General features: G+C 58.6%; 14 protein-coding genes and 1 pseudogene. 5 read left to right on the top strand and 10 right to left on the bottom strand.

Annotated elements, in window-relative coordinates; genetic code table 11:
* Nucleotides 1–363: 363 nt before the first annotated feature.
* Nucleotides 364–981, bottom strand: coding sequence for a CGNR zinc finger domain-containing protein (locus K6N12_RS30265; protein WP_246645698.1), 618 nt, complete (start codon nucleotides 979–981; stop codon nucleotides 364–366).
* A gap of 87 nt (nucleotides 982–1068) precedes the next feature.
* Here K6N12_RS30265 and K6N12_RS30260 point away from each other — a divergent pair, with 87 nt between their 5' ends.
* The 4 genes from K6N12_RS30260 to K6N12_RS30245 all read left to right on the top strand — a co-directional run bounded on the left by K6N12_RS30260 (nucleotide 1069) and on the right by K6N12_RS30245 (nucleotide 4195).
* Entirely contained in the window at nucleotides 1069–2115 is a 1047-nt protein-coding gene (locus tag K6N12_RS30260) for a DMT family transporter (RefSeq protein ID WP_222149077.1), read from the top strand.
* Between the two features lie 100 nt (nucleotides 2116–2215).
* The gene (locus tag K6N12_RS30255) at nucleotides 2216–2782 is read left to right on the top strand and encodes a nutrient deprivation-induced protein (protein ID WP_131711677.1); all 567 of its coding nucleotides are present in this window, start codon (nucleotides 2216–2218) and stop codon (nucleotides 2780–2782) included.
* Nucleotides 2775–3191: a phage holin family protein gene (locus tag K6N12_RS30250; RefSeq protein WP_131711676.1), complete on the top strand. Its 417-nt coding sequence runs from the start codon at nucleotides 2775–2777 to the stop codon at nucleotides 3189–3191. The genes K6N12_RS30255 and K6N12_RS30250 overlap by 8 nt, the downstream gene beginning before the upstream one ends.
* Nucleotides 3191–4195 carry a DUF3618 domain-containing protein gene (locus K6N12_RS30245; protein ID WP_131711675.1) on the top strand — a complete coding sequence of 335 codons (1005 nt, stop codon included), beginning with the start codon at nucleotides 3191–3193 and terminating at the stop codon, nucleotides 4193–4195. Before K6N12_RS30250 ends, K6N12_RS30245 begins: the two co-directional genes overlap by 1 nt.
* A gap of 188 nt (nucleotides 4196–4383) precedes the next feature.
* On the opposite strand, the pseudogene K6N12_RS30240 reads toward K6N12_RS30245, so the two are convergent.
* Both K6N12_RS30240 and K6N12_RS30235 read right to left on the bottom strand, forming a co-directional pair.
* Nucleotides 4384–4933 (bottom strand): annotated as a pseudogene (locus K6N12_RS30240) (TetR/AcrR family transcriptional regulator).
* A gap of 193 nt (nucleotides 4934–5126) precedes the next feature.
* Entirely contained in the window at nucleotides 5127–5315 is a 189-nt protein-coding gene (locus K6N12_RS30235; RefSeq protein ID WP_131711674.1) for a hypothetical protein, read from the bottom strand.
* A 1055-nt stretch (nucleotides 5316–6370) separates the two neighbouring features.
* Between K6N12_RS30235 and K6N12_RS30230 the strand changes: the two genes are divergently transcribed.
* Nucleotides 6371–6892, top strand: a complete 522-nt coding sequence (locus K6N12_RS30230) for a hydrolase (protein ID WP_131711672.1) — start codon at nucleotides 6371–6373, stop codon at nucleotides 6890–6892.
* 388 nt (nucleotides 6893–7280) lie between these two features.
* Here K6N12_RS30230 and K6N12_RS35085 read toward each other — a convergent pair whose 3' ends face one another.
* From K6N12_RS35085 to K6N12_RS30205, 7 genes are all read right to left on the bottom strand, one after another.
* Entirely contained in the window at nucleotides 7281–7484 is a 204-nt protein-coding gene (locus K6N12_RS35085) for a hypothetical protein (RefSeq protein ID WP_425517737.1), read from the bottom strand.
* Between the two features lie 70 nt (nucleotides 7485–7554).
* A complete protein-coding gene (locus K6N12_RS35080; protein ID WP_425517734.1) occupies nucleotides 7555–8043 on the bottom strand; it encodes an ATP dependent DNA ligase in 489 nt (162 codons plus the stop codon).
* Nucleotides 8033–8254 carry a DNA ligase-like domain-containing protein gene (locus K6N12_RS35075; RefSeq protein ID WP_425517733.1) on the bottom strand — a complete coding sequence of 74 codons (222 nt, stop codon included), beginning with the start codon at nucleotides 8252–8254 and terminating at the stop codon, nucleotides 8033–8035. The genes K6N12_RS35080 and K6N12_RS35075 overlap by 11 nt, the downstream gene beginning before the upstream one ends.
* Before the next feature lie 108 nt (nucleotides 8255–8362).
* Entirely contained in the window at nucleotides 8363–8641 is a 279-nt protein-coding gene (locus tag K6N12_RS30220) for a hypothetical protein (RefSeq protein ID WP_097629575.1), read from the bottom strand.
* 9 nt (nucleotides 8642–8650) lie between these two features.
* Nucleotides 8651–8950, bottom strand: a complete 300-nt coding sequence (locus K6N12_RS30215; protein WP_097629576.1) for a DUF982 domain-containing protein — start codon at nucleotides 8948–8950, stop codon at nucleotides 8651–8653.
* 73 nt (nucleotides 8951–9023) lie between these two features.
* A complete protein-coding gene (locus tag K6N12_RS30210) occupies nucleotides 9024–9497 on the bottom strand; it encodes an Hsp20 family protein (protein ID WP_097629577.1) in 474 nt (157 codons plus the stop codon).
* A 117-nt stretch (nucleotides 9498–9614) separates the two neighbouring features.
* Nucleotides 9615–9911 carry a hypothetical protein gene (locus tag K6N12_RS30205; RefSeq protein WP_246645688.1) on the bottom strand — a complete coding sequence of 99 codons (297 nt, stop codon included), beginning with the start codon at nucleotides 9909–9911 and terminating at the stop codon, nucleotides 9615–9617.
* Nucleotides 9912–10181 lie beyond the last annotated feature (270 nt).

Genomic DNA, 10181 nt, shown 5'->3' with positions numbered 1-10181 from the left:
ACCCGCGCCCGCAGGCCCCTGCGCTAAATGAAAAGCTCCGGGCCTACGCGCGCTGACCCTATGCAACCAGAGGCAGGGGTCACTTTTGGGAGCCGATAAGGGGTCCCGTTACCAAGCCGATTGACACCAGAAAATACATCCTCGACGATCAGCACCCGCTTACCTTCAAAGAGCGTCGCCATGAAACAACGGCACCTCACGATCCGTATCGCTCAGCGCTCGGAAGCCGATAGTGCTGGACCGTCCGCGCCGCATCGCTCAGTAAACGGGCTCGATGCGCCGGAAGCGACCGCGCGTCGTGGCACCGACGCGGCTTACTTTGCGCACGACAAGTGCGCGATGTGCGGCGTTGTGCTATCCGCGTTAAGAGGACCTAAGCCGGAACTTGCGCACTCTGGCATTTGATCCACAGGTTTTGTCCGAGCACCACCGCCTGTGACCGCCGCGAGACTGGTCGAGGAAAAGCCAGCCGCAATTTCGACCTTGGCACGCGCGCACAGGACGGCGTTCGGCTCGCGACGTCAGCAACTGGGCAGCCAACACGGCGATACGGTTGCTGATCGCATCCAAGCCTTTGGCCTCCGAGCGACGCCACTCGATGGTGCCTCCAACCTGGCCCAATGTTTGTTGGGATAGGCCACGTCTAGCCATGTCGGCAACTAGCTCGAGATCATTCGGACCAATTTGGCTTTCACCAAACTCGGACAAGAACAGTCGGTATAGGGCCTCCCGCAGGTCCTTTGCTTGGCCGAGTTCTTTTTCGGCGTCCGGCCCCGAACTGTTAGCCGTGACCAGCAAGACGTCGCGTTCCTTGTCGTCGATCACGTCGAGACGACAGGCCCAGGCCACCAGGTCATCGTAGCTATTCAGGAAATCCGGCCCCCAACGTCCACCGCGACTATCGACTGTGTTGACGAAGTCGAGTGCCGGGTGACCGCCAAGAAGGCTGATATCATCGATCTTCTTTTGCATGTCCATCATGTGAATATCGTTCTGCGGAACGATTTGAACAAGAGCGGGTTGTAACGAGATAACTAAATATTACTCGTTACAATGATCGGAGCCCTCATGCTCGCCGACGTCAACAAAAATCAGCTGCGCTTTCTGATGCTGTGCATGATCTGGGGGAGCACCTGGATCGGAACGAAGGCGGGCATCGAGGCCGTTCCGCCTCTCCTATTTGCCGGCACCCGTTTCACCGCGGCCGGTATTTTGCTTCTTCTCTATACACTGGCCAAAGGCGAGACTACGAGCTTCAAGGTGCAAGACGGCTTTCGCTTCACCGTCGTCAGCATCCTGATGATCACGCTCTGCTACGGCCCGCTGTTCTGGGGCATGCAATATATCGATTCCGGGACTGCCGCCGTTCTGGAAATGTCGCTTACCCCTATCGCGCTCCTGGTGTTTGCGCTCCTCCTCAACGAAGAGACGTTGGATGGCCGTCGCATCCTTGCGATCGCTCTGGGGGTCTGCGGGCTGGTCGTCCTGTTCTGGCCGGCCGCCGCCAATGGAAATCTGCCCGCTGCTGAAGCCTTTCCAGGCGCGAGCCTATGGGGCGGATTGGCGGTTGCATCAGCGGCCTTCACCTATGGCTACGGCTCGGTTCTGGCCCGTCCACTTCTGCGAACCTATCCGGCCTTGTTCGTTTCAGGTGTGACGACCTTGGTCGGAGGCATCTTGCTGCTGATTGCAGCCCTGGCTTTCGAACCGGGGGCAGTCGCCGCCCTCTCCGGCGATTGGGGCACAGTCGCCTGGCTCGGCTGGTTCTTCCTGGTGATCTTCGGCTCGCTGATCGGCTACACGACCTTCATGCGCCTGCTGCGGGACATCGGCGCATCTCGCGCAGGCAGCTATGCCTTCGTGTCACCAGTGATCGCTGTCGCGCTTGGCGCCGCAGTCTTCGCCGAACAGATCACTGCAATGGATGTGATTGGCATCGTCGTGATGCTGAGTGGCGCCTATCTTGCCATGTCAGGAGTGCCGGCGACGAACGCAACCGTTCTCGAACGTGAACCCGAGCCGAAACGGCCCCACGAGGATCTCGACCACGACCTCAAATGCCAAATCCGCGCGATCACGAAACAAAACCAGCAATGCCGCGGGCGGCTAAGGTGAGGCGGAAAATCGCCCCGGAGAGGCGAAGGTGGGAACAAAGCCGGCCACGCGAGGTTCGTGGGTGCGGCAGATGCCGTTTGTTCAGTCATGGGAGGCTTCAGTGTCAAATGAGTTCACAGAGATCGATGGCAGGCCAAGGCCGTCATCCGCAACATCACTGCAATCTGAGGATGCGACGTCGTCAACGCAACCTTCCACGTCACTCGCGGGATTGAAGGAGAAGTTGGCTGACGACGTGACCGCCGCCACGGACACCATAAAAGAAGGCGCCGATACCGCTGTCGAGAAGGTCAAAGAGGTGGTTTCCGATCAAGCGAACTTCGCTGCCCGCCAGGTTGGCGGCGTGGCAACGGCGCTTGAGAAGGTTGGCGCTGAACTGGAAGCATCCGACCAACCGGAGGTCGGACGCTATGCCAAGCAGATCGGGCGAAGCGTCCAAAGCTTCGCCACGCAGATGAAAGATAAAGACATCGGCGAAATCGCGGTGATGGCTGAAGAATTCGGCCGCAAGCAGCCCCTAGCATTCCTTGGGATTGCAGCACTTGCGGGATTGACCGCGAGCAGGTTTTTGACAGCTTCCGCCAAGCGATCGCCAACGCAAGCAACGACCCGGGCATCCCCGGCGACCCCCACGAAGTCATCTGCAACGGGAGGCTACAATGGCTAAATCTCCCGACAGCGTTCCTCTCTCTGAGTTGATTGGCGGTCTCGTGGCTGATGTCACCGGACTGTTGCGCAAGGAAATCGATCTTGCGAAGACCGAGGTGTCTGAAAAGTTCTCGCAAGCGCTCAACGGCGTAGAAGTGGTTATGTTCGGGCTTGTGCTTGCGGTGGGCGCTATGGGCGTCCTGCTGAGCGCCCTGGTTGCCGGGGTTGCTGCCTTCCTCGTCACTCAAGGTTTCACCGAAACAAGCGCTGATGCGCTCGCCTCCCTTGCCGTCGGCGTGGTCATCGCTCTCATCGCGTGGGCGATGGTCTCTCGTGGCCTCACTGCCCTTCGTAGAAGCAACATAAAACTGGATCGAACCGCGACCTCGCTTCGCCGCGACGTCGACGTTGTGAAGGAAAAGATCTGATGGAAACTTCAAACGAAAAAACATCCGCCGATCTTCAACGGGAGATCGATCAGGATCGCCAGCGCATCGGAGATCGCATCGACGCCATTCAGGAAAGGATGTCGCCAGGCCAGTTGGTCGATGAGGTCCTTGCCTACGCAAAGGGCAGCGGCGGGGGAGAGTATGTCAGCAACCTCGGCCAGGCACTGAAGGCAAATCCACTGCCTGTCGCATTGATGGGCGTGAGCCTTGCGTGGCTCATGGCCAAAGGAAACCCCGCAAGCCCGCCTGCCGACCATTTGGCCGAACCCGAATATCCGCTTTATCCGGCGAACGGCCCGGTCCGCCGTATTGGCCCCCCGGAGACCGAAAACGGAACCCGCTACAGTCACTTCGCAGACAGTTCTGGCAACAGGCTTAAGGCGCTGACGGATGAAAGCGGACACCGTGCCGGTCACTTCATCGATGAAGCAGGCAAGACTTATCGGGGGTTTGCAGATGCCGCCGGCAGACAGGTCGATCAGATCACCGACGAAACGGGTACAATGTTCGACGCGGCAACTGGCTGGGCGGCGGAGACATGGGAGCAGGCAAAGAGCGCCGCAAGCGGGATGAGTGCCCGTGCGTCAGCGGCCGCGAGCTCGCTGTCTACCCAATCGTCGTCAGCGGCGACAAGTCTTCAAGAGCAAACCAGCAAGCTCAACGGGATGATCCTCACGCAGTTCCGCGATCAGCCGCTGGTTGGGGGCGCTCTGGCTTTCGCCGTCGGAGCCGCTATCGGCGCAGCGTTGCCGCACACCGAGACTGAGGACGAGTTGCTCGGCGAGATTTCCGATGCCACTACAGACAAGCTCGGTGCGCAAGTGCTGGACGCTGTCGACCAAGGCAAGGAGGTGGCAACGGAGGTCTACGAAGAGGCCGCTTCGATCGCCTCAGATGCCCACGATGCCGTTAAGGAGCGTGTCGTAACCAAGGTCGATGCACTGAAGGCGGGTCCGCAGGGCGGTGATCGCCAATCGAATTAACAGCGGATCAGCCAGGGCACGAATTCGCTACAGCCACAACGTCGGCGCATGCGCGCCGACGCCATGCCATCTCGTGGCAAAGTGGGCACGTGACATGCCGAGGACGACAATCATCCTCACCGACCTCATGATCTGGCACTTGACGGCCTAGGCCGCCACGCAATGGAACCGCGTGGTGCTGTCAACCGTCAAGGGATGAGACCTGTCGTTCGGTAGGCTCTGATCGACCGGTCATAGACGCCGATGTCCCGGCAGCCGCGCGCCACCAGCTGGGCCCCCTCGATGGCTGCGAAGATCGCCATCGCGTGCTCCTGCAGATCCTGATCGCTCGCCGAAGGTCTTGCCCGTAAGAGGACCTTGGTCAGCCGGCCGACGTTCATCGCAGCGAACTTAGCAACCTCGGTTCGAACCTCCATGGGAAGGTCGTCGAATTCGGCGCTCATAATGCCACACAGGCACATGCGATTGTCGTTGGCCAGGGCCGCGCGAAAGATTTCGGTGTATCTGTCCATGCACCAGGTCGCCTCCTCGGAGCTCCCCAGTAGCTCTGCCAGAAACGCCGACCTTCCTCGGTAAGCGACGCGCCAATGCGGCGGCAAGATCGCCCTTGGTCGGAAAATGGTAGTGCACGCTGGCCATCTTGATCCCCACTTCTTTTGCCAGCTCGCGAAAGCTAAGTGCATTGTAACCGTGCGCCTGTCCCGTCGCTTTTGCGGCGGCCACGACCGTCTCGCGCATATCCGTGCAGGTCTGCGCTCTGACCCAGTTCCAGCTTGACCGCTTTCGCGCCGGCGCGATGAGACGACCGCGGTTGGATCATCTCAAGCGCGGCGGATCAAATTTGGACGGTAGGTGCCCCACCTCGGCAAGCCAGCCCGCCATCCTGACCGTTGACACGAAGATTGAAAATGCCCGTGCCACTCGCCGAACCTCAGATCGCGGTTCGCATGAGGTAGGGAGATCGCTCAACGGGGACCTGCGCGACGATTTTCAATACGAGCGTGGGAGCGATATCGGGAACGGACCGAACTCGCCCGTCTTTGTAGACCACCCGTAAGTGGCGGGTCTTGCCGTCGTATTCTAGTTCGGCGATCGTCTTTGAATGGACCAGAAATTGCATGTTACGCTCTCCCTGCACTGCGAGATGCCAAGATCAACATTCCGACCGCCGCTATCCCGGGGGCAGATTGTTTGATCGTCACGTGAACTCCTTGCCACCTCGACGTCTGGCGCCGTCAGAAAAGCGATCAAAACACAAAGCGCCAATCGCCCTGGCGAAATCGAAAAGATATTTAGTCAATGCTTGGAAAGCACGTGAAATCGGCGTGACACACGTCTCACGGCTATTTGGACACCGCCTACCAGAAAAAGATGTGAGCCGCGAGATGAGCGGTCAGCGTGCTTTGCCGCCCGTGCAGGACGATGCTGCACACAATCGACGTCGACCAGCATGCCCTTGGGGGAACCGCGGGACGAAGGAACGGAAGGCCAACTTCTCCAATCGGCTTGAATCTCATCGAGTGTTGAGTGCTTTCATTTGCAGTCGGCTCAAGGGCAAGCCGGAGATCGACCTTCTGTAACCGTCGCTACCAGTCTTGTTTCAAAGGTCAACGGAGGAGTTCGGCTGCGACGGGCTGCTTCGCTAATCCTGCCGATGGTTCTGGGCGATCCCGACTTCAAAAAGTCGAATCTCGAGGCCGCGCGGCTTAACGAGCCTTGAAATCAGTATCCGACTATTTAGGGTTAAGCGTTGCTGGTGAGTGTTCCACGAGAGCGTTCGCGACTGCCGAAGTCGCTTTTTCACTTTTGACCACGGATGTACTGGCACTGGTGTTGAGAGCGATGTCGGAAAGGTCGGTGCGGTTTCGCCCCGGCCCTTTTTGTTGCCATGAAGGTGGGTGTCCGGGAATGGCTTGATGGATCCCGGCCTTGGCTCCCGATCGACCTCAGCAGGATCGAGATGGCGATCATTGGCGGTTTGACGTTCCACTTTCCTCGACGATCGCGTCGTAGACGTCTAAATGTTCATCCTTGACGACCATCTTGTCTGCGAAGTCTTGGAGCTAAATAAGACGCAAGCCAGCTTTCGGATTGACACTTATCTTACCCCCCGGCTGTCCTCTTCGTGGAACATCCAGGAATCGACGTTCGAACACCAAGCCCCAGTTACTGCAAATGATCCACTTCACCGGCGATACGCATTTCGGAGACTCGCGCGTCCTGCGCCTCGACAAACGCCCGTTCGCCAACATAGTCGAACACGACGACGCCTTGATCTGGAACTGGAACCAGACCGTCGGCAATGACGACGAGGTCTGGCATCTGGGAGACTTCATGTCGGCAAGCGGTGGCGAGTGCACCGAGCTGCTTGCGAGGCTTAACGGTCGGAAGCATCTGATTGTGGGCAACAACGACCCGCCGACGACCACGGATTCACCGGGATGGGATAGCGTGCAGCATTACGCCGAACTCCGGCACGACGGACATCATCTCGTTCTGTGCCATTACGCTTTTCGGACTTGGAACCAGATGAGCAAGAAGTCGATCAACCTACACGGCCACTCCCATGGTAGATTGAAGCCTCTCCCTCGCCAATACGACGTCGGGGTCGATGGGCAAGAACTTCGCCCGGTCACACTCGAGGTCCTCATGAAAAAGAATCGTGTCGTCGCCGGTGGGGAAGATATGGACGAATAGGGAGGGGGGTGATTGTGCTGGTTGAAGGCTTCCGCTCGACGTGAACTTCAGCCGTATCTGAGAGGTCAGGAGTATTGTCCGGGGTCGATCTCGCACATGCCGATGCTGAACGGTTCCCTCGCGCCCAAAGTGTTGTTGTATCAGGGCCAATAAGACCTGAGGACACTTTGTCTTCGCCCGGCACTAAACTCTTCTCGAACCTGGAGCCATCATGGTGGTTCAGTGGCCAGTTGGCAGGTTCGAAGGATCAGGCAGGTAAAGCTCGGCAGGCCATCGCGTTTCTGGCATTCTCCATTCTTCCTCTGGTCTCGAACCTGATCGTTTTCATAAACCGCCGCTGCCTCGAGCCGCGCGCAGCCCCTCCCAGGCTGGGTATTTGCTCTCGCGATCAACGTCGGCTGCAGCCAGACGACATTCCCTCGGGCGCCGATGGCTGGATGATATTCAGTATCATCCGAATGGACATCACCGCCACTGGCTGCCGATCCGGACCCTCGATCGCGACTGACTTTTCTTCCTCGGGCGAGTTTGGGATACCGTCCACCGCCATCTCCGAAAGGACATGGTGGGCATAGCCAAGCGCCGCGGCCAGATCGACGAACTCCAGACCGTTGTCGACGTGGAATTGCCATCGTCATCTTTTATCGAAAAAAAGAATGTTGTCATAGGTTACTCCGTCGACCTTCTCCTTGTCCGACAACGTCAAAATTGACAAAAGGTTTGCTAGGCAGGAGCATCATTAGACGGCGACTGTTGGTGCACAGCGGGGCGCGTACAGGGGGCAGTAATGCCGCGGACCTTCGCAAGCGATGAGCTTTGGCTTTACGAATATTGAGGCCGTCGAGCTTGTCACGAAGCTCATGAGCGGTCCGCTCGCTGAAGCCGGTCTCAACTCCGCCCACATACACCACCTTCGTTCGCTTGCGCGCGGTGAGCAGAAGCCGACCAATCCCGGCACGCGCAGCGGTCGATCGCTCGTAGCCGACGATCACAAAGCTTTCACTCTGGACCCATTTGATCTTCACCCAATCGCCGAGCCGGCCGGATCGATAGGGCGCACTCCTACGCTTGGCGATGACGCCTTCAAGGCCATGGTCGCAGGGGCTTGCCAGCAGCTGACCGCCACCGGCTTCGATCTCCTCAGAGATCACCCTGCTCGCCGGCCGGAACAAGATCCTCGAGTAGATGATGCCGGCGCACGTCGAGGTCTGCCCTCCTGAGATAGCGGCCGTCGAAATAGAGCAGATCGAAGGCCATGAAAATTGCGTCGCTTGAGCTCTTCCTGCCGCCCCGGCCGCCGAGCGACTGTTGCAGCAGGCCGAAATCCGACCGGCCCTTCTCGTCGAGAACAACCGCCTCCATCAAGGATTGCCGTGCCGACGGGAAGCCACAAGGCGTCCAGTCATGGCCGCCGCGCGCAATCCCTCAACACGCCAGTTCCACCAAGCAGTTCGGCTGACCCGCATTTCATCAGATGCCGTATCGCCGGTCGAGTTCTTTGAGGGCAGACTGCACCTCATCGATCGAAACTGGCTCCAGCGTACCTGGCACCTGACGGAGGGCGGGTTTTGACTCGACCGCGTAATAGTCCGATGCCCAGGCCGCCAAGATCGTGCGCTTATCATCGACGGAAAGGGATGGCTCTCTCACCACGTCGATCGGGCGCTTGAGCTGCATGCCCTGAACAAGCACCGCGGGCCCCAGCGCCATCGCATTGCCGGCGGCCTGCTGCAGAATGTTGCGCATCATCAGACTACCTCAACGAACGTGTGGATCCCTGTCGCCTCGCAGACGAGACGCTGCGATCACATTGCTTTCCGGTGCGAGAAGATCGTGTTTCTCGGCAAAGGCGGCAAACAGGCCCCGCGCGGTCTCTGCTTCGATCTCACCGCGCAATGCGGCTCTGCATGCCTGCAGTGCGACCGAGTGCGCCGCGTCTCTAAGTGAAGTCGGCCATTCGACGAGATGCCGGTAGGCGTCCATCGCGCTTCGAACCTCTGCTGGAAAGCCTAGGCCGACAAAAATGGAAACAGGGTGTCTGAACATATCGGGTTTCATCGCTCTCTCCTTCCTAACCCGGAATGTTGATGGGCGCCGTTGCGACGGCGCCCCTATTCTGCCAACGACGCGGTCAAGCCGCCTTCTGCGCTTCGATCTGCACGGGAGCAGCGGAATTTAGTGCGGGAGCGCTCTGGATAGAGATTTTCCGCGGCTTCAGTTCCTCTGGGATCTCGCGAACGAGGTCGATCGAAAGAAGACCATTGCTGAGGTCCGCCCCACTCACCCTGACGTGGTCGGCAAGTTCGAACCGATGTTCGAACGGCCGGCCGGCGATGCCGCGATGCAGGTAGCCTTCATTTGCTGATTCCTGCTTCTTGCCTGTGACGGTCAGAAGATTGGATTGGAAGGTGACGTCGAGATCGTTTTGGGTAAAACCCGCCACCGCAATCGAAATCCGATAGCTGTCATCGCCCGTCTTGATGATGTCATAGGGCGGCCAGTCGCTGATCGAGCGGGCGCGCTGGGCGTTTTCGAGAAGATTGAAGACCCGGTCGAACCCGACGCTCGAACGGTAGAGAGGTGCATAGTCGTAAGATGTTGCCATAGCCATATCCTCCTTGAAGCAACATGGTACGGAAGCGCCGAAAGACAGCGCCTCCAGCAAGGCCAGCCCTTGTCTAGCGGCTGGCGGGAATCGATTTGGTTTTTGAGAATTTCGGATTCAAGAGCCGCAACAGAAAAAATTTCGCGCGGCCTCGTCAAGGTATTCTCTCAAACCGCCGTTCGTCGCTGCAGCCATTCTTTTATAGGGTGCAAGCAACTGGCCGGGAAAGCGATCCTCGATCGCGGTTTCGACAAGCACGATCTTTGCGAACGCGTCGCTCGTCTCGCGTGCCTCGATCGCGACGTCATCGCTTTCCTTTTCGAGATCCTGCATGAGTCTGAATAACTCATCATCCGTCATCGCAGTAAGGTGGTCGGCGAATTCGCTTGCGTCGAAATCCCGCCTTTCGGCCATCGCGTTCCGTCTCCTCATGTGCAAACAATCCTCCAGCGATAACGGGCTGGGCGTCATCCAGTTCATTCCAGTCGACGAAGGGCATCGGCAGCCTGATGCTTGCGGCCCGTCGCGGCGACGATTGATCTTCGTCGGCACGGGCTTCAAGGAGAAGGGCCCGGCTTATCTGAAGTCGATGCTCGTCTGAAAACGAGGATGCCATGTGCAATGTTCAGAACCAGCCTTCCGGCTTTATCAAGCTCTAAACGGCTGCGGTGCTTAGCTTACCTA

The sequence above is a fragment of the Rhizobium redzepovicii genome, assembly GCF_019793435.1.
Lineage (GTDB): Bacteria > Pseudomonadota > Alphaproteobacteria > Rhizobiales > Rhizobiaceae > Rhizobium > Rhizobium redzepovicii.
This window is presented reverse-complemented; position numbering and strand designations above follow the sequence as displayed.

What these genes read in the sequence shown, in the direction of transcription:
- K6N12_RS30265 (WP_246645698.1), bottom strand. Translation starts at nt 981, where the DNA reads ATGATGGACATGCAAAAGAAGATCGATGATATCAGCCTTCTTGGCGGT.
- K6N12_RS30260 (WP_222149077.1), top strand. Translation starts at nt 1,069, where the DNA reads ATGCTCGCCGACGTCAACAAAAATCAGCTGCGCTTTCTGATGCTGTGC.
- K6N12_RS30250 (WP_131711676.1), top strand. Translation starts at nt 2,775, where the DNA reads ATGGCTAAATCTCCCGACAGCGTTCCTCTCTCTGAGTTGATTGGCGGT.
- K6N12_RS30245 (WP_131711675.1), top strand. Translation starts at nt 3,191, where the DNA reads ATGGAAACTTCAAACGAAAAAACATCCGCCGATCTTCAACGGGAGATC.
- K6N12_RS30235 (WP_131711674.1), bottom strand. Translation starts at nt 5,315, where the DNA reads ATGCAATTTCTGGTCCATTCAAAGACGATCGCCGAACTAGAATACGAC.
- K6N12_RS30230 (WP_131711672.1), top strand. Translation starts at nt 6,371, where the DNA reads ATGATCCACTTCACCGGCGATACGCATTTCGGAGACTCGCGCGTCCTG.
- K6N12_RS35075 (WP_425517733.1), bottom strand. Translation starts at nt 8,254, where the DNA reads ATGGAGGCGGTTGTTCTCGACGAGAAGGGCCGGTCGGATTTCGGCCTG.
- K6N12_RS30220 (WP_097629575.1), bottom strand. Translation starts at nt 8,641, where the DNA reads ATGATGCGCAACATTCTGCAGCAGGCCGCCGGCAATGCGATGGCGCTG.
- K6N12_RS30215 (WP_097629576.1), bottom strand. Translation starts at nt 8,950, where the DNA reads ATGAAACCCGATATGTTCAGACACCCTGTTTCCATTTTTGTCGGCCTA.
- K6N12_RS30210 (WP_097629577.1), bottom strand. Translation starts at nt 9,497, where the DNA reads ATGGCAACATCTTACGACTATGCACCTCTCTACCGTTCGAGCGTCGGG.
- K6N12_RS30205 (WP_246645688.1), bottom strand. Translation starts at nt 9,911, where the DNA reads ATGGCCGAAAGGCGGGATTTCGACGCAAGCGAATTCGCCGACCACCTT.